This is a genomic window from Salinivibrio siamensis, assembly GCF_001996005.1.
In the GTDB taxonomy this organism is placed as follows: Bacteria; Pseudomonadota; Gammaproteobacteria; order Enterobacterales; family Vibrionaceae; genus Salinivibrio; species Salinivibrio siamensis.
Genome location: NZ_MUFB01000017.1, coordinates 44,360 through 63,983 on the forward strand (window position 1 = coordinate 44,360; position 19,624 = coordinate 63,983).

16 protein-coding genes are annotated in these 19,624 nt (G+C 52.9%); 5 read left to right on the forward strand and 11 right to left on the reverse strand.

From position 1 onward, the window contains the following. Positions 1 to 22: 22 nt before the first annotated feature. The 10 genes from tldD to csrD all read right to left on the reverse strand — a co-directional run bounded on the left by tldD (position 23) and on the right by csrD (position 13,465). Complete coding sequence (gene tldD / locus BZG73_RS10305) at positions 23 to 1,471, reverse strand: metalloprotease TldD (protein WP_077606036.1); 1,449 nt, start codon at positions 1,469 to 1,471, stop codon at positions 23 to 25. A gap of 66 nt (positions 1,472 to 1,537) precedes the next feature. After that, on the reverse strand, positions 1,538 to 2,356 hold the full coding sequence (locus tag BZG73_RS10310) for a carbon-nitrogen hydrolase family protein (protein ID WP_046073892.1): 819 nt from the start codon (positions 2,354 to 2,356) through the stop codon (positions 1,538 to 1,540). Positions 2,357 to 2,358: 2 nt separating this feature from the next. Further along, positions 2,359 to 6,216 carry a YhdP family protein gene (locus BZG73_RS10315; RefSeq protein ID WP_077668241.1) on the reverse strand — a complete coding sequence of 1,286 codons (3,858 nt, stop codon included), beginning with the start codon at positions 6,214 to 6,216 and terminating at the stop codon, positions 2,359 to 2,361. 3 nt (positions 6,217 to 6,219) lie between these two features. Next, a complete protein-coding gene (gene rng / locus BZG73_RS10320; protein WP_046073890.1) occupies positions 6,220 to 7,689 on the reverse strand; it encodes a ribonuclease G in 1,470 nt (489 codons plus the stop codon). A 47-nt stretch (positions 7,690 to 7,736) separates the two neighbouring features. Next, entirely contained in the window at positions 7,737 to 8,303 is a 567-nt protein-coding gene (locus BZG73_RS10325) for a Maf family protein (protein ID WP_046073889.1), read from the reverse strand. Between the two features lie 23 nt (positions 8,304 to 8,326). Beyond that, positions 8,327 to 8,815: a rod shape-determining protein MreD gene (gene mreD, locus BZG73_RS10330; RefSeq protein ID WP_046073888.1), complete on the reverse strand. Its 489-nt coding sequence runs from the start codon at positions 8,813 to 8,815 to the stop codon at positions 8,327 to 8,329. Further along, positions 8,815 to 9,744: a rod shape-determining protein MreC gene (mreC, locus tag BZG73_RS10335; protein WP_077606033.1), complete on the reverse strand. Its 930-nt coding sequence runs from the start codon at positions 9,742 to 9,744 to the stop codon at positions 8,815 to 8,817. The genes mreD and mreC overlap by 1 nt, the downstream gene beginning before the upstream one ends. A gap of 33 nt (positions 9,745 to 9,777) precedes the next feature. Further along, the gene (locus BZG73_RS10340; RefSeq protein WP_046073887.1) at positions 9,778 to 10,821 is read right to left on the reverse strand and encodes a rod shape-determining protein; all 1,044 of its coding nucleotides are present in this window, start codon (positions 10,819 to 10,821) and stop codon (positions 9,778 to 9,780) included. A 173-nt stretch (positions 10,822 to 10,994) separates the two neighbouring features. Beyond that, on the reverse strand, positions 10,995 to 11,489 hold the full coding sequence (locus BZG73_RS10345; protein ID WP_077668242.1) for a hypothetical protein: 495 nt from the start codon (positions 11,487 to 11,489) through the stop codon (positions 10,995 to 10,997). Continuing rightward, positions 11,486 to 13,465: an RNase E specificity factor CsrD gene (gene csrD, locus BZG73_RS10350; RefSeq protein WP_046073885.1), complete on the reverse strand. Its 1,980-nt coding sequence runs from the start codon at positions 13,463 to 13,465 to the stop codon at positions 11,486 to 11,488. Before csrD ends, BZG73_RS10345 begins: the two co-directional genes overlap by 4 nt. A gap of 120 nt (positions 13,466 to 13,585) precedes the next feature. Here csrD and BZG73_RS10355 point away from each other — a divergent pair, with 120 nt between their 5' ends. Both BZG73_RS10355 and BZG73_RS10360 read left to right on the forward strand, forming a co-directional pair. After that, on the forward strand, positions 13,586 to 14,473 hold the full coding sequence (locus BZG73_RS10355) for a LysR family transcriptional regulator (protein ID WP_046073884.1): 888 nt from the start codon (positions 13,586 to 13,588) through the stop codon (positions 14,471 to 14,473). A 145-nt stretch (positions 14,474 to 14,618) separates the two neighbouring features. Further along, positions 14,619 to 15,779 (forward strand): alpha-hydroxy acid oxidase, encoded by a 1,161-nt coding sequence (locus BZG73_RS10360; protein WP_077639267.1) that lies wholly within the window; start codon positions 14,619 to 14,621, stop codon positions 15,777 to 15,779. A 105-nt stretch (positions 15,780 to 15,884) separates the two neighbouring features. On the opposite strand, the gene BZG73_RS10365 is transcribed toward BZG73_RS10360, so the two are convergent. After that, positions 15,885 to 16,430: a single-stranded DNA-binding protein gene (locus tag BZG73_RS10365; RefSeq protein ID WP_077668243.1), complete on the reverse strand. Its 546-nt coding sequence runs from the start codon at positions 16,428 to 16,430 to the stop codon at positions 15,885 to 15,887. Between the two features lie 283 nt (positions 16,431 to 16,713). Here BZG73_RS10365 and BZG73_RS10370 point away from each other — a divergent pair, with 283 nt between their 5' ends. The 3 genes from BZG73_RS10370 (at position 16,714) to galU (ending at position 19,494) form a co-directional block, all read left to right on the forward strand. Then, positions 16,714 to 17,421: a LuxR C-terminal-related transcriptional regulator gene (locus BZG73_RS10370; RefSeq protein ID WP_077668244.1), complete on the forward strand. Its 708-nt coding sequence runs from the start codon at positions 16,714 to 16,716 to the stop codon at positions 17,419 to 17,421. Between the two features lie 62 nt (positions 17,422 to 17,483). Next, positions 17,484 to 18,449 carry an acetyltransferase gene (locus BZG73_RS10375; RefSeq protein ID WP_077668245.1) on the forward strand — a complete coding sequence of 322 codons (966 nt, stop codon included), beginning with the start codon at positions 17,484 to 17,486 and terminating at the stop codon, positions 18,447 to 18,449. Positions 18,450 to 18,630: 181 nt separating this feature from the next. Further along, positions 18,631 to 19,494, forward strand: coding sequence for a UTP--glucose-1-phosphate uridylyltransferase GalU (galU, locus tag BZG73_RS10380; RefSeq protein WP_077578646.1), 864 nt, complete (start codon positions 18,631 to 18,633; stop codon positions 19,492 to 19,494). Positions 19,495 to 19,624: the final 130 nt, after the last annotated feature.

Below are 19,624 nucleotides of genomic sequence, written 5' to 3' on the forward strand. Positions count from 1 at the left end.
TGCCCCGCACTGGCGTGCAGACTTAGGACTCAGTGCCTCCAACCGTCATCGCATCCAGTTTCAAGGTCGGCTGTCCAACCCCCACAGGGACGCTTTGTCCGGCTTTACCACATACCCCCACACCTGGGTCAATGGCCAAATCATTCCCCACCATTGAGACTTGCTGCATCGCTTCGATACCGCTGCCAATTAAGGTCGCCCCTTTCACTGGGGTGGTAATTTCACCGTTTTCAATCAGGTAAGCCTCTGAAGTGGAGAACACAAACTTACCCGAGGTAATATCGACCTGACCGCCACCAAAGTTTGGCGCATATAAGCCACGCTCCACACTGGCAATCATCGACGCTGGCGAGCTCTCGCCACCCAGCATGTAGGTATTGGTCATCCGTGGCATAGGCAGGTGCGCATAAGACTCTCGTCGGCCATTGCCAGTGGGCGCAACGCCCATGAGGCTGGCATTGTGCTTATCTTGCATATAGCCTTTGAGCACACCGTTTTCGATTAACACATTGTACTGGCCCGGGACCCCTTCATCATCGATGCTCAGTGAGCCGCGGCGATCATTCATGGTGCCATCATCGACAATGGTGCACAGCGAAGAGGTCACCTGCTCGCCAAGGCTACCGGTAAATACCGATGACTCTTTACGGTTAAAGTCCCCTTCAAGGCCGTGACCAACAGCTTCATGTAAAAGTACGCCCGGCCACCCCGCACCCAATACCACGGGCATGGTGCCTGCCGGTGCCGCGCCGGCGCGCAGGTTGACCAGGGCTAAACGAATCGCTTCATCGGCAAATTGCAGCGCGCGTGACTTACCTGCATGCTCTTGCAAGAATACGTCATAGCCATAACGGCCACCGCCTCCCGCACTGCCGCGTTCACGGCGTCCATCTTGTTCAACCAACACAGAGACAGATAAGCGAACCAACGGGCGAATATCGGCGCCATAAGTACCATCAGTAGCCGCCACCAGCACTTGCTCATACAGGCCATTCAAGCTGGCATTTACCTCTTTCACTCGAGGCTCTTTGGCACGGATATAGCTGTCTATTTCTTTGAGTAGGGCGATTTTTTGCTCGCGCGTTAAACTCGCAAGCGGATCCGTCGGGCCATAATAAGGTTTGGCTTGTACGGCTGAAAAAGCACGCACTTTGCCTTGTCCCCCTGTCGGAGCAATACCGCGTGCTGCGGTGGCACTTTGCATCAAGGCGTCCGGGGTGAGCTGATCCGAGTAGGCAAACCCGGTTTTTTCACCGCTGATCGCTCTGACACCGACCCCACGGTCGATATTAAATGAACCGTCTTTGATGATGCTGTCTTCCAAGGCGAGGGATTCATGCCAGGTGGATTGGAAGAAAATATCACCGTAGTCAATCTGGCGACCGCTCAGGTGCGCCAGTGTCGCATGCAGTTGCGACTCACTTACGCCCGCCGGGCGCAGCAAGGTTTCTTCGACCTGTTCCAGACTCATTCGTTTACTCTTGGTTGTGGCTGCCGAACTGGCAGCCGAGAAAAAAGATAACGCGCCGAGGGTGCGCTATTTCAGTTGGCTTTGCAACCGGGTATGAGACAGTACGGGCATCTTATGCCGAATGGATTCCCCCACACTTAAATCAAGCTCAGCCCAGGTAACGCCTGGCTCACTCCCCAGTGACGCCACAACCTGCCCCCAAGGGTCGATGATCATCGAGTGCCCCCAAGTTTGGCGCCCTTTGCTGTGCTCACCACACTGCCCTGCCGCAATCACCCAACATTGGGTTTCTATCGCTCGCGCCCGCAACAAGGTTTCCCAGTGTGCTTGACCGGTCACGCGGGTAAAGGCCGCCGGCACAGTGATAATGTCGGCACCTTGGGCACGCAGCGCTTGATACATGGGGGCAAAGCGCACATCGTAGCAGATACTTAATCCAAGGCAGCCAAAGGGGGTATCGAGTGTTGCGAGACGGTCACCCGCTTCAAAGTAGTCAGACTCACAATACCGCCCGTGGGCATCGGCCACTTCCACATCAAACAAGTGCAATTTGTCATAGCTGCCGCGTAAATGCCCAGCGTTATCAAACACCAAGCTGGTACTGCTTAACATGCCGTTGTCGTTTTGAATTGGAAAGGCGCCGACCACCAGCCAAAGGTCATAATGATGGGCCAATTCGGCAAGCTGTTGCTGCAGTGGACCATGACCCAATCGCTCGGCATGGCGCTGATAATCTTGTTTACTGCCAAACACTAGGGCATTTTCTGGGGTAAGCACCAGTTTGACGCCTTGTTCACTCAAGCGATGTAAACTGGCTTGCAATGCCTTCATGTTGTGGCTGGGATCGGCGCTGGATGTCATCTGGACAACACCTGCTTTCATCATGCTCACTCCTTGGCGTTTTCTGCTTGTTGGCGCAATCGTTCCGTCGCGTCGGCCGGCAATGCGAGTGCCTCTTTATCACGCGACACTTCCCTGATATCGGGCGTCCCTATCGGGCCGCTTACTTGATAACGGACTTGGGTGAAAACGTCCACCACGGGAGAAATGGCGGTGGTGACCGCTAACACATACAGCGCCGTCTGCGGCGTGACCGCAAACGCGCTCAGTACTGGGATCCCAGAGGTAATATCCGGCGTAAACCGCACATCGGCGTTGACGCGATTGGTCACCAAATTGGCAATCCCTTTAATAACCATATCACCGGCAATCCCATCCATGCGGATATTATCCGTCACAACCACTCCATTTGTGATCACAGCCCGTCCGGTAATGTCATCAAAGGCCAAACCATCTTCAAATACGCCCGAGAAATCGAGCTGGATTTTACGTAAGATAGAATCAAGGCTGAACAGCCCCAACAGCTTACCGGCGCCCCCCACTCCGCTTAAATAGCCGTCTTTTACATCCGAGCGAATGTCACCATTAAGGCTGGCAATATCGACCTGCCAAGGCAGGCCGGCGTAATCTAACGAGGCTTGAGTCGAAAAGCTGGCGTCTTGGATCCCACCACTGATGCCAAACCGTCCCATGAGATCTGAGGTACTCTCCCCGCCTAACGCGAGGGTCAATGCGGTTTGATTGTGGCCTTGCTCGTCAATTAGCCAATGGCCGCTGATGGACGCGTGGTTTTTCCCACTCTCCAGCGTCAGAGAAGACAGCTCGACCTGAGAGGCTTTCTTATCAAGTACCGCCTCAATGCGTCCGAGCCGATACCCTTGTAACCACAGATCCTCAATCACCAAGTGTGTCGGCGGAATGGCGGCAAGCAAGGCTTTATCTTCCGGGGTCGCCCGTGTATCCACAGGTTCAAAAAGAGGGGTATCCGTCGGTTGCTCGTCGTCGGTCAACTGGCGATTGATATGCCAATGGTCAATCTCAACATTCAAGCGCCCTTGTGTCGGCCACATGGCTTGCCCGCTAAGCTCACGACTGCCCATTAACACATCCCAGCCATCGGCTTTGTGTCGCGCGGCTAAAGACACATCATGAAACGCTAAAGGGTCGGCACTGACAGCATCAACCTTGGCATTAATACGCTGAGGCATGGGTAAAGCAGGGTATTGTCCGCTGCCGCTCGGCCAAGATTGACGGGCTTGCTCCCAGACGTTTTTCCAAGCCGCGAGATCGAGTTGTTCAAGCTTTAGATCAAAACGATGATCACGCGTTGCCAATAGCCGGGTCCCTGGCTCCCCAATCTGCCATTGACTCGCTGTAAACTGCGGGCGCTGACCTTGGGTATCAATCCGTGCGTGATAGCTCACTTTGGGCAGGACCACGCGCCCCGTCAAGCCTTCACTGTTTCCCGTCGCCTCGATACGCGCCTGCCCTTTTTGCCAGCGTGGCTTGTTAAGCGGGGCCGGCAACGTCGACTGCAGCGGCGTGGTATCAACATCCACACCGAGCCGATAATCAAAACCGGTGTCATTTAAGGTTAAATCGAGCCCCGCCTGCCAACGTGCACCGCCCGCCAGATAGGGGTCAAGTGGCAACGAAAGCGTGTCCAGCAATGGCACTACATCCCAATCAGCGTCGAGATCTAAATCAAGCTGATACCCGGCCTCCACCGTTTCTCCACTAAAGCCAAGACTGATCGGCTGCCCTAACCACTGCGCCTGCATCGATCGGGTAGTCAGGGTATCGTCACTAAAAGCCAGCTCGCCGGACAGGTTATCCAGTTGCATATCGGGTGCCTGAATCGATACCTGGTTGCCGGTAAAGCGAACCCTCCCCTCTGCATGAGGTTGCTCACCATTGAGCGGGATATCGAGTCCTAGGTCAGCGTTGACAAGCCCATCGACTTGCACATGGGTCAAGGCCGCTCCCACCGTATCGACCAAAGGCGTCGCCAGCATGTATTGACGGACAGCCGATCCGGTTGCCGCCAATGACGCGTTAATATCGAGGTAACTGTCCGGCTGGGTCATATCGGCAATCTCAGCCTGCACTTGGCGACTGACGGCGTCGCCCAAACGAACATGATCACCTTCAATCGCTAAGCGCGCATTTTCAAACAGTAAACGGGCGTCGAGCTCCGTCAACGTCGGCCAAGCAGTGTTAAAGCTAAATGCCCCGCCGCGAAGTGGCACCATGGCTTGGAAAATACCGCTGTGATCTGAGTAAGGGAAAGCGTCGAGGGCTCCAAACCAAAGAATTTCACTGTCTTTGGCTCGTCCGGCTTGAATGGCGCGAGAAAGGTAATCGGTTAAGGAGTCTGGCAATGCTCGAGTGGGGAGATAGCGCCATGTCTGTCCAGCATCAGATACGTCAGCCTGCACGTATAACGCCAAAAAAGGCGCGCCTTTTGAGGGAATATCCAGACGAAATGCGCCTGAGCCTTGCACGTCTGCCCCGCGCACCTTGGCCTTATCACTCCATACACTCAGGCCACGATCCGTTTGCTGCCAATTCAGGGTTAAACTGCCGTGCTCAAGCGGGAGCGGTGCTTGAAAAAAGTCCCCGTACGGCAGAGGTTGTGCCCCCAGCGCTAGCTCAGCTTGGCCTTGTCGGCCTTGCCCAGAAATCGTCGCGCTCAAGCCTTTGAACGCCGGCAGGTAGCCCCAGCGCTTGGCTGAGACCGCTTCGAGCTTGGCTTGATAACGTAACGGGGCGTCGGGTGCTTTACTCAACGCTAAGGAGCGGATCTGACCTGATGGGGACAACGCGGCCGCCACACTGTGCTGTTGCGCCGATTGACTGGCAAGCCCAAGCAAAGGCCGTAAAGAGGCAATATCGACGTCGGCCGCATTGAGACGCCAGTTGTCTAATGCCCCCTGCCAAGAAAGCTGTGACATTGCCGCTTGCGTGGTCGTGCCGGTTTGTACCCATAGTCCATCCGTGTCGAGGCGCCATGTCTGTTCATCCAAGGCCTGCAACTGAACATGGCTATCTTTTATCGCCCATTGCTTCGCTTGACGCTCATCCTCTTGCCACGCTAACGCGAAATGATCAATCGACAACAGTCCATTGTCGACACGCCCCTGCTCCACCCTGACCCAGGCTTTTGCATCTAAACGCGCGGTGTTGATGGTGGCGGATGGTGTGAGCTGTTGGGTCAGCCAAGGGGCAATATCCATCGCCTCACTGGCCAAATAAAAATCTCCCGTTAACGTACTCAAGCCGTCGGTTTCGCGGAAGGCAGCATTAACACGCACCTTTTCCAGTTGCGTGCCTTGCATGCCTAGTCGCCCTTGTACTTGGTGCTCACCTTGGTTATTGCGCCAAAACAAGTCACTGATCACCAGAGTCTGCGTTTCCAGCGAAGGGGTGACCAGGATCACCTTGGCATTGGGGATCGAAAATTGCCCTAACCGCGCCAGGAATAAGTCTTCTAGCCGCTCGCGTACGCCCGCTTGGGTATTTTTATCTGGTAGCTGACCGGTATCAAACACCAAGCCGTCGAGTGTGACATGGGAGAATACCGGCTGACGCCGAATGAGGGTGGCAGAGACATCCAGTTGCAAACTGATTGCGCGAGCGGTTAACAGCGGGGGGCCGTTGTCGCTGGTGGCGAGCGCGACGTTTTCGAGTCGCAGTGACGGCGTCAGATTGCGCCACTGGCCCGCAATACCATCCAGTTGTGCGCTAAAGCCGGTTTGCGCCGATACCCACTGCCGGAGCGGCGCTTGCAAGATCTCCATATTGGGCAATAGAAAGCGCAAACCGCCGACTAGTAGGGCGGTTATCACTATCACACTGATCACGCTGACCGTAAGCCAGCGCATACCCCTTCTCACCCAGGTCATGGATTACATCATTACTACGTCAAACTGTTCTTGCGTGTATAACGGCTCGGATTTCACTTTCACTTGCTTACCGATAAACACTTCTAACTCCGCCACAAGGTGCGAGTCTTCCTCTGCCAATGCCTCAATCACCGCAGGGGCCGCGTACACCACAAATTTATCCGCTTCATAAATGCGGTTAACGCGAGTAATTTCACGTAGCACTTCATAGCAGACGGTTTCCACGGTTTTAACCGACCCTCGCCCATCACAGGTTGGACAGCCACCACACAGTACATGTTCAATACTTTCTCGCGTGCGTTTGCGTGTCATTTCCACCAGCCCTAGCTGAGTGAAACCATTGATGTTGGTTTTCACTCTGTCTTGGCTGAGCGCTTGCTCAAGAGAGTGCAACACGCGACGCCGGTGCTCATCCGTGCTCATATCGATAAAATCGATAATGATGATCCCACCGAGGTTTCTCAGCCGTAATTGGCGAGCAATCGCGCGTGTGGCCTCAATATTGGTATTAAAGATAGTCTCATCCAGATTCCGCCGCCCAACAAACGCGCCTGTATTGATGTCAATGGTGGTCATCGCCTCGGTCTGATCGATAATCAGGTAGCCGCCAGACTTGAGCTGGACTTTGCGCTCCAACGAGCGTTGGATTTCATTTTCGGTATCATACATATCGAAAATCGGCACCTGACCGTCGTAATACACCAGCTTGTCGGCCAGCTCCGGCACAAACTCAGAGGTGAACTCTTGGAGCTTTTCATAGGCTTGCTTGGAGTCAACCCGAATTAAATCCAGCTCGGTACCCACAAAGTCACGCACGATGCGCTGTGCCAGTGCCAGCTCACCATACAGCATGGATTTGGCTGGATAACGCGTGCGGCGCTCTAACACCTTATTCCACAAACGCTTTAAAAAGGCAGCATCTTGCGCCATTTCATTGTCTGTTGCCCCTTCAGCGGCGGTACGGATAATAAAGCCACCGAGCTCGTCGCAATAATCACTGACAATACTTTTGAGACGTTTACGCTCGTCTTCACTTTCAATGCGTTGTGATACCCCAACATGGGCCGCACCTGGCATGAAGACCAGATAACGCGAAGGCAAGGTAATATCGGTGGTAAGGCGCGCGCCCTTGGTGCCCAGCGGATCTTTGACCACTTGCACCACAATATCTTGCCCTTGGCGAACCAGCTCGGAGATATCGCGCACTTGGAATTGTTGCTTCTCATTTTCCGACACACACTCGGTATGGGGAACAATATCTGAGGCATGTAAAAACGCGGCCTTCTCTAGGCCAATATCGACAAAGGCTGCCTGCATGCCAGGCAACACACGACTGACTTTGCCTTTGTAGATATTGCCTACAATACCGCGTTTGGCTTCTCGCTCGATATGGATCTCTTGGAGGTTCCCCCCCTCAATCATCGCCACCCTGGTCTCGCTGGGGGTGACGTTTATTAGCAGTTCCGCACTCATGGTTTCCCCGAATCTCTCAAAAGTGAGGTCTAGCGACAGATGTGCGCTCAGACCGAAAATTGTTTGAGCAGCTGCTCGGTTTCATACAGTGGCAAACCAACCACGGCGTGATAGCTTCCATCAATCCGGGTGACAAATTTACCGCCCAGCCCTTGAATCGCATAGGCGCCAGCCTTATCGACTGGCTCGCCCGATTGCCAATAAGCCTCAATCTGTTCGTCACTTAGCGTACAAAACCACACCTTGGTGGTCACCACAGTGGTGATCTGCTTCATGGCATTGGCGACAGTGACCGCTGTCATCACTTGGTGTTCGCGCCCTGACAGTTGCTTAAGCATTCGGATCGCCTCCGCTTTATCATGAGGCTTTTCGAGGACCTGTTCACCGTCAACCACAATGGTATCAGCACCGAGCACTGGGGTATGGCCACCGGTTTGCACGACCCCTGCCCGTGCCTTGTCTTGCGATAAGCGAGACACGTAAGCATAAGGCGACTCACCGGCCTGTTGTTGCTCCTCCACATCGACCACGACACGGGAGAAATTCACGCCCATCTCGGTGAGCAGTTCATGACGCCGAGGCGACCCCGAGGCCAGATATAAATCAAAGCTCATGATACCTCTTTACGATTAGTGCGTTAGCGAATGGCAAAGCGACGACGTAAACGGCGCAATAATAGGAAGATCCAAGGCCAGAGTATAAAGTTGAGCACACCCGCCCAAAGCTGCTCTGGATTAAACTGTACGTTAGACACCAAGTACTCCGCCCAGAACTCGATCAATTTTCCCGCCAAGGTCAGCAATGCCAATAAGAGTGCCTGCTGCCAATAAGACATGTTGCGTAACAATTGAAAGTTCAGCGCGACGATGTAAACCAAAATCGCCATCATCAAGCCACGCACCCCAAGGGTCGAGCCCAACATCAAATCCCATAAGAGGCCGAGTACTAACGCGGTACCGACATTAACCCGGTGGGGCAATGCCAGCACCCAATAAAACGTCACCAGCAATACCCAAGAAGGACGAAAGGGTGCAAGCTCCCCCGGCCAGGGCGCGGCTTGCAAAATCAGCGCTATGATAAAAGAGAGCCAAATTACAAACTGGCCGCGAAATGTCACATTTGCCATTACGGCGATTCTCCCTCACCATCTGGAGATGGCGCTGTATCAGGTGATGGTGCGGTGTCTGATGGCGGCTGCGCGACAGGTTGATCCGGGCGTGCATTCTCGCCCTTTTCAGGTGTTGGCCACACCAAAAGCAGATAACGCAGGCGATCAAACTTCACTGCTGTGGTGGCTCGCACTTGCGCAAATGGGCGCTTATTATCAAACGAAAACTCCGTCACCGTACCAACCGGGTAGCCTTCAGGAAAGACACCGCCCAGTCCCGAGGTAACTAACTTGTCACCCACCTTGATATCCGTGCTGCTAGGAATATTGTCTAAACCAATGTAGTGGGTCGACCCGCGCCCAGAGGCAATTACCCGTATATCATTACGCATGACCTGAACCGGGATCGCATGGGTGGGATCGGTCAGCAGCAGAACGCGGCTATTGTGGGCGCCCACATACGCAATTTGGCCAACCACCCCGTGCTCGTTGATTACCGGTTGCCCTTCATAAACCCCATTGGTCCGCCCTTTATCTAGCATGACTTGATGTTTATAAGGGTCCGAGTCAACGGCCATGACTTCAGCCACCATTTTCCGTTCGTCACGAATAAACGACGAGCCCAGTAGCTCGCGTAGGCGCTGATTTTCGCGCTCTGTCTGCGCTAAAAGAAGCTGGTCACTTTCCAGTTGTAACACCTGTTTTCGCAATGCGCGGTTCTCTGCCACTAAACGTTGATGAGAGCGAAACTGCATCACCAGTTCATCTAAGGTGTCGCGCGGGACGTTGGACGCATACTGTAGCGGTGCCACCAGCGTGTTTAGGAAATAACGCACTCCTGCGAACGCATCAAGACGACTATCAGCCAGCATAAGGCTGACTGATAGTAAAAGAGCGAAAAACAGGCGCAGTTGCAGAGAGGGTCCTCTGCCAAACATAGGTTTCATAATGAAAACGACCTGTTTGTAGGCGCAGTCACGTTAATCTTCGCTAAAAAGATCACCGCCGTGCATATCGATCATTTCTAGCGCTTTACCTCCGCCACGTGCGACACAAGTCAGCGGATCTTCGGCAACGACGACTGGAATGCCGGTTTCTTCGGTAAGCAAACGGTCAAGATCGCGCAGCAGCGCACCACCACCGGTGATCACCATGCCACGCTCAGAAATATCAGACGCCAGCTCTGGTGGGCATTGCTCTAGCGCCACCATCACCGCAGAGACAATCCCAGTTAGGGGCTCTTGCAGCGCTTCTAGGATCTCATTGGAATTAAGTGTGAAGCTACGCGGCACCCCTTCAGCAAGGTTACGACCACGTACCTCAATTTCACGCACTTCATCGCCTGGGTAAGCGGAGCCGATTTCATGCTTGATGCGCTCTGCGGTGGCTTCACCAATCAAGCTGCCATAATTTCGGCGAACGTAGTTGATAATCGATTCATCGAAACGGTCACCACCAATACGTACCGACGATGAATACACCACGCCATTAAGCGAAATGACCGCCACTTCTGTGGTACCACCGCCGATATCGATCACCATCGAACCCGTTGCTTCTGATACCGGCAAGCCTGCGCCAATCGCCGCTGCCATGGGCTCATCAATTAAATAGACTTCACGTGCACCGGCACCTAATGCCGACTCACGGATAGCTCGGCGTTCAACTTGGGTTGAGCCACAAGGTACGGCCACCAAGACGCGCGGGCTTGGACGCATGTAGCTGTGATCGTGCACCGATTTAATAAAGTGCTGCAGCATTTTTTCGGTGACGTAGAAATCAGCAATCACACCGTCTTTCATTGGACGAATCGCGGCAATGTTCCCCGGTGTTCGACCCAGCATCTGCTTCGCATCATGACCCACAGCAGCCACACTCTTGGGAGAGCCTGCACGGTCTTGGCGAATAGCGACAACAGACGGCTCATCCAGAACAATGCCCTGTTCTTTTACGTAAATCAGTGTATTGGCGGTTCCCAAGTCAATGGATAGATCGTTGGAAAACATCCCGCGAAGTTTCTTAAACATGATGGTCGATTAATCCTGCAAGCTATGAAATCAGACAAATTGAGCTAAATGTATCAACGCGCAAGGTAAGCGGCAAGATACGGTGCTGTAAACCTGAATGAGATCTGTGTTTTTTTTCAATGCGCTGTCATTTTGATGGTTTTTCCATCAAAAACGCATTATTCCTTTTATCTTTATCGGGTCGGTGATTGGCATGACTGATGAATCACCAACTGCGTCGATGCCTTCGTTGACGCCGTTGCCTCGTAATACGTTAAGTAACAATCCGTCGCTGGCTGATCAGGGAGCCGCCAGATAAAGTCGACCCGATTTTTCTCTGGATAGCGTCGCAACTGCCAACGCGTTGCATCCTTCAGCGCCGTCACTAACTCAGGCAAAGCACTTGCCTCAGGGTAGCCATAAGACACACGAATGGACGTGCCGTTGACGGTCAGTGATTGTTCCGCCTGATCACTGACTTTTTTCTTCTCGGCCAACGCGTGTGTTTGCGTCATGGCGCTGTCGATGCCGCTTTTTAAACCTTTTAACGCGGATACATTAGCATCCGCCTCATAATCGTAGAACTTAGGGATCGCAATCACCACCAGCACCGACAAAATACTGACCACTAGTAAGGCTTCTAACCACCCGCGTCCTTGTTGATGGGAGAGCTTGATGACTTGACTCATCGCTTCCCCCATCGGCGGCGTTTTTTCTGTGCTGGGTGCGGAGACATTTCCGCCCCAAGCAGCCGCCCTTGTCCGCCCGCGACACCCAGTTCTTTCACCACTGACCATTCCTCATTAGTTTCCACGCCTACCGCCAGTACCTCGGTGGTGGTAGCCTCACAAGCACCTAACACGCTGCGTAAATACAGCTGGTTCTCTGGCCGTTGGTGGATATTGCGCACCAAACTACGATGAAGCTTAATATAAGCGGGTTGAATATCTTTAACATAGTGAGTGCTTACTATCGTTCTACCTGCTTGGTCAACAACTAGACGGCACCCTAACGCGGCAATCATTCGTAAGCAAGGCCGCGCCGCATCAAAGTGTGAAACCAAAGCGCCTTCAGACACTTCCACCAGTAAGCGATTCAATGTACTTCTTGGCGTTTGTAGCAACATATCGCGCAACCACACCACAAACTCACGTTGACAAAGTGAGTACGCACTTACATTAACGGCGTAGTTATCGATGTAGTCACGCGTTTTTAGCCACCACAGCGCGCGACCCACGGTCGCCTTGTCAAACGCCACGTCCATGCCAACCCATTCGACCCCTGGCCAAAAGCGCGAGGCCTTAAGCACCTTGCCTTTTTCGTCCTTAATTCGGCCTAAAAGTTCATAATGAAGGCGGGTTTTGCCATCTCGCGCAAACACCGGTTGGCGATAAAGCATCGGTCCCTCTCCTGCCATTACCGACTCGAGTAAGGTGCGCCAACGTACACTACCACGTTTATCCAGTTGGCTTAGTTGTTTGTCGAACTGTGACCAACCATTCTGGCCGGTTAGCGCCGCCGCTTTAAGTGCACGTTCGGCTTCATCCATTAGTCGCCCACGTCGCTCACTGGCGCCAAATGAGGTCATCCCAAGGTGGAACCAATTATCTTGATCCAACGCCTCGGGTGGCGCGAGTTTATCTAACGCATTGGTGATTTGCGCTAAAAAGGGATGCACTTCTTCTCCCGCTTGGTTGACCAGCAAAATGGCAAAGTCCGAGGCAAAATAACGTGCCAACACGGCATCCGGAAAACGCTGAATCGCATTCGACAGAACATTGCCAATCGCTTGAATCAATTGATCGGCGGCTTCTTGCCCGTGCTGCGCCACCAGATCTTCCCATTCCGCCACCCTCACTAGGATCACACTGCCTTGGCTGGCATCATCACTGGCTAGTGTGTGCAAGCGATTATCAAACATCACGCGATTCGCGGCGCCGGTGAGTTGGTCTAAGAAGGTGTTGGTGCGAATAAAGGTGTCAAAACGACTACGCTCTTGGCGCGCTTCTTTAAGCTCTTCGATCAGTTGCGTTAACGCCGCGCTTGCCGGGATCGGCCACTCGCGGCTATCACCTTGCTGCGCATCATCGAGTCGCCCCGCTAAGATCAGTCGGCCACGCTGCTCAAGCACCTCACTGCCATACAGCTGACGCCGGAGCCAACGGATCCCCCATGTGAGCCCCAAGACAATCACCAAAATCGCCGCCGATAAGGAGGACAATGGACCAATGGAATAGGCAAACTCCGCATACGGCGGCACAAAGGTCAGTTTGACCGCAAACCCTGGGTTGCTATCGAGCGGTATATCACGAGAGATTACCTGTTGATTGGTCACCGCCTGGTATTGAATTTGCTCATATTGATACAAGATCCCAGCGTCCGAGTAGATAGTGAGGGACGTCACGTCACTGGCTTTAAGCATCTTGGGAAGCCAGCGCGAAAAGTATTGGTTATCACGCTGGTCACTGGCCATCTCTTGATCAATCACCTCAACCATGCCGTCAACATAATGCGAGATGAAATCAATCCCCAATTGGCGGAAGCTGATCGCACCGCCGATAAACAACACAAAAATGGCACACACCACAATAAGCGTGACAAATGCAACGAGTCGGTTGGTCAGCTTCATACCGCTGACTTTGATCGCACTGGCTGTTCTATCCATGATTCTCTGCTGACTTGGGTCGCCTTTGGGGGCTAGTAGCCGCTATTATCAGGCTTGGTTATCATAATGTGAATGCCTAGACCACGAATCGGTGGCTGTCTTTTTACGCAACGAGGACTCATGGACTGGATTACCTGTACACAAAGCTTTATCTGCGTGGTGGATCATGGCTCGTTGGCCCAAGCGGCCACCAAGCTACACACCTCAAGTTCTGCCCTGTCAAAACGCCTAAGCTGGCTAGAACGCCAACTGGGGGTTCAATTGCTCAAACGCACTACACGCAGTTTGTCGATGACAGATGCGGGTGATCTCTTCTACCACCGCGCCAAGACGTGGGTCGATGACTGGCAACAATTAGTCAGTGAGACCACCTCCACCTTTGGTGAGGTCAGTGGTGTATTGCGTATCGGTGCGCCATTGGTGACAGGGAACCGCTTTCTGGTCAACTTTATTGCTGAGTTTCTTGAGATTTATCCGAAAATCAAAGTCGAACTCACCACCCTCACCCCTGGCCAGCTGCCGGATCTGAATCTGGACGTGGTGATCAGTCGTGAACTCGAGTACTTTAACTCCGCCAGCTACATCGCCGCCAAATTATTTGATTTTCAACCTGGCTTTTTTGCTGCCCCTGCCTACCTCGAGCGCCATCCGCCCATCACCACGCCAGCGCAACTTACCCAGCATAATATTTTGCTTTACGGTAATTCGCATCAGCCTCAAGAGCGGGTGTTTGAAGATGGCACCCGCTTACAATTGTCCGGTAATTTTGTCTCACCCAACCCTGAAGCCTTGGTCAGTGCCGCGGTGATTGGCATGGGGATCATTTTAGGGGGCGCCGGGACGGTGCAAAAAGAAATCGACCAAGGCTTATTGGTCCCGGTGCTACCAGCCCTTAAGCAACCACGCTTATCGGCCTACGCCTACTACCCTAAGCTGGAATACAACCACACCAAAACCAAATTATTTATCGATTTTATTAAACAGAAAGTTAAAGATTTGTACGTTTAGTGTGCAGGTAAAGCAAGAGGTAACGCCAACTATCATCGGGGCTTAGCCGATTTTGGAAAAAGTATTTTATCTTTTATCTATATATCGATAACAATCACTGCGCTAGGGTGAGACAAGACACTCACCTCAACAACGTGCAATATTCATGGCCTATTATAATCCTAAGTACCCTGATACCCCCTCGCTTAAACGTGCAGCAAAACGGCGTATCCCAGCCTTCGCCTTTGATTATCTTTGCGGCGGTTGTCACGATGAAATTGGCGTGGCGCACAATGCCGGGGCGTTTGAACACGTAAAACTGCAGTCTGACTTGCTTGCGCCTACCCCAGAGATCGACTTATCCGTCGAGCTATTTGGCCAACGCTATGCCGCGCCTTTTGGCGTCGCCCCCGTCGGACTTCAAGGGTTAATGTGGCCCAAGGCGCCGGAAATTTTGGCAAAAGCGGCCTATCAAGCAAAGCTTCCTTATGTGCTCAGCACCGTATCCTCAGCGAGTCTTGAGACCATCGCCGAGATCTCTGAGGGAACGGCGTGGTATCAACTCTATAACCCAACGGATGCCAAGATCCGTAAAGATCTCATGGGTCGCATTAAAAGTGCAGGATATAAAGTGCTGGTCGTCACTGTGGATGTGCCGACCTTCGGTTATCGCCCGCGCGATATAAAAAATGGCTTGGCGATGCCGCCGAAAATGAACCTGCGCAATATCGTGCAAATGATGCAGTGTCCGGCATGGAGCTGGCAGACGTTACTGGCTGGCGTGCCTGAGATGCAAACCCTCAAGCCTTACATGCCAAAAAACATGCCCACCAGCGAACTGGCGAACTTTATGAACAATACGGTGATGGGCGCCGTCGACTTCGACAGCCTCAAGGTGATCCGCGATAACTGGGACGGCCCCTTGGTATTAAAAGGCTTGGTCAACCCAGACGATGTCAAACAAGCGGTTGCGCTCGGTGCCGACGCAGTGGTCTTATCCAACCATGGGGGACGTCAGTTAGATGTTGGCGAGTCGCCACTGGATACCATTCAAACCATCAAGCGCTTATATGGTGACAAGATTAAACTGCTGATGGACAGTGGCGTACAAAGCGGCGGGAATGTAGCCCAAGCGATGGCCATGGGCGCCGACTTCACCCTGCTGGGCCGCACTTTTGTCTATGCCTGTGGCGCGTTGGGCCATCATGGGGGGGAACACGCGATAGATATGCTCACCCAACAAATGACCCAAGTAATGGGCCAGTTAAAATGCCCAACGCCGGTGCAATTGCCGCACTTTTTAAAAGCGGGCCCCGGTGTCGCCTAACCCAGCCCGTTCAGTAACCGACCACGCCAAAAAGCAAAAAGCCCCAACAGGGGCTTTTTCGTTTCAACCACATTGGCGTTGACTCGCCACTTAACGCAGTCCGTTTTAGAACGGAATATCGTCGTCAAAATCAGGCAAATCGTTGTATTGCTGCTGAGGTTGCGACTGTGGCTGTGGTGCCGACTGCTGCGGTGGCTGTTGGTTAAAGTTTTGCTGTGGTTGTTGAGGCTGCTGAGGCTGTCCCCATCCACCTTGCTGCTGCGGTGACTGCTGCATGGGCTGACCTTGGCTCTGACCACCACGGCCACCCAGCATTTGCATGCTGCCACTAAACGGTTGTACCGCGACTTCCGTGGTATAACGGTCTTGCCCGTTTTGGTCTTGCCACTTGCGTGTCTGCAGTTGGCCTTCGATATACACCTGAGAGCCTTTGCGCAGATACTCACCCGCGACTTCGGCGGTTTTACCGAACAGCACAACACGGTGCCACTCTGTTTTCTCACGCATCTCACCGGTGTTTTTATCACGCCATGACTCTGAGGTCGCGAGACTGAGGTTCGCCACCGCACCGCCGTTCGGGAGGTAACGGATTTCCGGWTCGTTGCCCAAATTACCAATCAAGATGACTTTGTTTATGCCACGGCTGGCCATAGGTGACTCCCACTGTTCTTGGTTGCGCGCGAAACGATTTCGCAAACTGGATAAATAAGGAGGAAGTCTAGCACGAGCACCCCAGAGGTTCGAAGCTTTTCCACGCGATCTGTTTCCATATTCTGCAGTTAAAGCGTCAGCACAATGGGTTATCACTCGCAGCGTATACCTTAAAGATAAAAATGGTTTAGACTGATGGAAAGCTTGCCCAGCCTTGACGTCGGTGATCACCCCACTGACGTCACACGGATACGCATGTTGAGTCATCATCAGTAGGATGCTTATGAACCAGGCCGAAACCACCTCAGATAGTTACACACTGCTTCTTATTTCTCAGCCCAGCATGTCTGTGTCTGCACTGATGACATGCTTAGAAAAAGCAATTCATAGCGAGGTTGAACTCGTGACGCCCGATGCGATCACTGACAAGCTCACCGCACGACCCGGTTTGGTGTTGGTAGACTTAAACGCCTTTGATGACATTGCCACCGAGCAGCTAAAACAATCGCTGATCCCCTTTGCCGACCAACATGTCTTTGCGCTGCTCAATGCACATGACTTAAGTGCCAAAGAACTCGCCAGCTGGCCATTTATCAAAGGGGTCTTTAAAAAAGAAGATGAGATCCGCCACCTATGTTATGGCATCGAAAAGATGTTCTCTGGCGAGTACTGGCTCCCCCGTCACAAAATGGCCGCGTTAATTCACTATTATCAGCAGCACCACCAACAAGCGATCGATGAGCAGGCCATTGTCCTGACCAACCGCGAGCAACAAATCCTGCGCCATCTTGTCACGGGCGCCTCTAACCAAGACATTGCCCGTGCATTGGACGTCAGTGAGCATACCGTTAAGTCGCACCTTTATAACGTGTTTAAGAAAATCAATGTTAAAAACCGAGTACAAGCCGTGTTTTGGGCGAAAAGCAACTTGTCCCTAATTGGCTCGACGGGGCTTGAGGCCTATCCTGGCACCGACGACGATCACCGCTAGTTGGGTCAAGCTCACCCATCAAGGTAGGATGTCACGTTACTCAGTTAAAAAGGAATCACAGGATGGGATTTGATGTCTTTAACGGGGATGCCGATGGGCTTACCGCGCTGGTGCAATGGCGCTTAGCGCACCCACAAGCCACCACGTTAATTACTGGGGTTAAACGCGATATTGCTCTGTTAAAGCAAGTGCCCACAGGCCCCGAGCAGGTCACAGTACTCGATGTTTCGATGGCGAAGAACCAAGACGCACTCGCGAGATTACTCGCGGCTGGCACGCGCGTGTTCTATGCCGATCACCATCAAAGTGGCCCCATCCCAGATTCGCCTTTGTTAGACGCACATATTCATACCAGTGCTAACACCTGTACCGCGCTTATTATCGATAAACTTCTCGATGGGCAGTATCGAGAATGGGCGTTAGTTGGCGCGTATGGCGATAACCTGGATCGCACTGCAAATGCCCTCGCTCAACAGTCGGGTATTGACGAGCAAACGCGCGCGCGGCTGGCACAGCTCGGCCACTATCTCAACTACAACAGCTATGGCGCGAGCTTGGATGACCTCATTATGCCCCCCGCGGTGTTATATCGTCACCTGTGTGGCTTTTCGACCCCCGATGCTTTTATGCGCGCTTATCCGGACATCGTGATGGCACTGGCTGACGCGTATCAAAGCGACCGGGCGCATGCGCAAACCCTAACCCCGGCGCTAGGCGATGAAAACGCACAAGTGTATCAGCTTCCCGATGCCGCTTGGGCACGCCGAATAAGTGGCATGTTTGGCAACCAATTAGCCAACCGCCATCCTGATAGAGCCCATGCCGTGCTCACGCCAATGCCAGGAGGAGAATGGATGGTCAGTATTCGTGCCCCGTTAAATCGGCCTACTGGGGCGGCGCAGTTGGCCGAGCAATTCACAACAGGCGGTGGCCGCGCCGCGGCGGCGGGAATTAATGCCCTCCCACCGGCGTCCTTATCGGCCTTTACCGATGCATTTATGGCGTATTTTTCCGCCCATGCGGACTAAGCAACGCGGGGACGGTCACGCTATCTGGCCGCGTTGGCGCGCAGTACTTGCTTAGCCGCACTGAACCCAGCAAACTATTGACCCAGATAACATTGTTAGCAGCCGCTTGCTAACAACCCGCTTAGGGGTGTCGACCGCGTCATAAACCGCTCGCCACCCAACAAAAACGAAAGGATCTGAGATGATAAAAAAATGTCTGTTCCCAGCGGCTGGCTATGGCACCCGCTTTTTACCGGCAACCAAGTCGATGCCGAAAGAAATGATGCCAGTGGTCAACAAGCCTTTGATTGAATATGGCGTGGATGAAGCCTTGGAAGCGGGTATCAACGGCATGTGTATTGTCACCGGTCGTGGCAAGCATGCCATCATGGATCATTTTGATAAAAACTATGAGCTTGAGCATCAAATCAGTGGCACCAACAAAGAAGTGTTACTCGATGACATTCGCAATACCATAGAGAAAGCGTCATTCACTTACATTCGCCAACACGAAATGCGTGGACTCGGACATGCGATTTTAACCGGTCGCGATCTGGTCGGCGACGAAGCGTTTGCTGTCGTGCTCGCCGATGATCTTTGCATCCATCCTGACAATGGCGTTCTCAAGCAAATGGTCGCTCTATATAACCAGTTCCGTTGCTCGATTGTCGCGGTGGAAGAAGTCCCGGAAGATGAGACCCATAAATATGGTGTCATTGCCGGTCAAGAGATCAAAGATGACCTTTTCCGCGTAGACAACATGGTGGAAAAACCCGATCCCGGCGATGCGCCAAGCAATCTTGCTATTATTGGCCGGTATATTTTAACGCCAGATATCTTTGATCTGTTAGAAACGACCCCGCCAGGTAAAAACGGCGAAGTCCAGATCACCGATGCGCTGCTCAAACAAGCACAGTCAGGGTGTGTACTGGCGTATAAATTTAAAGGCGAGCGCTTTGACTGTGGCAGCGTAGAAGGCTTTATTGAAGCCACCAATCACTGCTACAAGCACCACTACCTTGGCGGAAGCAACAAAGACGAAGCAACGGTCAAAAACCGTCGATAACGTTAACCGCGTCGGATCGCGCGTTTTTCCCCTTCGAGTAAAGGCTGTGTAAATATACAGCCTTTTTATTTGGTCATGGTCATGTCTGTGCCATACTAGGCGACCAACCAGTGAGCTGACTGAGTAGTAG

Coding starts and splice junctions, on each gene's coding strand:
- mreC (WP_077606033.1), bottom strand. CDS start 9,744: ATGAAACCTATGTTTGGCAGAGGACCCTCTCTGCAACTGCGCCTGTTT.
- tldD (WP_077606036.1), bottom strand. CDS start 1,471: ATGAGTCTGGAACAGGTCGAAGAAACCTTGCTGCGCCCGGCGGGCGTA.
- rng (WP_046073890.1), bottom strand. CDS start 7,689: ATGAGTGCGGAACTGCTAATAAACGTCACCCCCAGCGAGACCAGGGTG.
- BZG73_RS10310 (WP_046073892.1), bottom strand. CDS start 2,356: ATGATGAAAGCAGGTGTTGTCCAGATGACATCCAGCGCCGATCCCAGC.
- BZG73_RS10375 (WP_077668245.1), top strand. CDS start 17,484: ATGGGATTTGATGTCTTTAACGGGGATGCCGATGGGCTTACCGCGCTG.
- mreD (WP_046073888.1), bottom strand. CDS start 8,815: ATGGCAAATGTGACATTTCGCGGCCAGTTTGTAATTTGGCTCTCTTTT.
- BZG73_RS10315 (WP_077668241.1), bottom strand. CDS start 6,216: ATGACCTGGGTGAGAAGGGGTATGCGCTGGCTTACGGTCAGCGTGATC.
- csrD (WP_046073885.1), bottom strand. CDS start 13,465: ATGGATAGAACAGCCAGTGCGATCAAAGTCAGCGGTATGAAGCTGACC.
- BZG73_RS10325 (WP_046073889.1), bottom strand. CDS start 8,303: ATGAGCTTTGATTTATATCTGGCCTCGGGGTCGCCTCGGCGTCATGAA.
- BZG73_RS10340 (WP_046073887.1), bottom strand. CDS start 10,821: ATGTTTAAGAAACTTCGCGGGATGTTTTCCAACGATCTATCCATTGAC.
- BZG73_RS10370 (WP_077668244.1), top strand. CDS start 16,714: ATGAACCAGGCCGAAACCACCTCAGATAGTTACACACTGCTTCTTATT.
- BZG73_RS10360 (WP_077639267.1), top strand. CDS start 14,619: ATGGCCTATTATAATCCTAAGTACCCTGATACCCCCTCGCTTAAACGT.
- galU (WP_077578646.1), top strand. CDS start 18,631: ATGATAAAAAAATGTCTGTTCCCAGCGGCTGGCTATGGCACCCGCTTT.
- BZG73_RS10355 (WP_046073884.1), top strand. CDS start 13,586: ATGGACTGGATTACCTGTACACAAAGCTTTATCTGCGTGGTGGATCAT.
- BZG73_RS10345 (WP_077668242.1), bottom strand. CDS start 11,489: ATGAGTCAAGTCATCAAGCTCTCCCATCAACAAGGACGCGGGTGGTTA.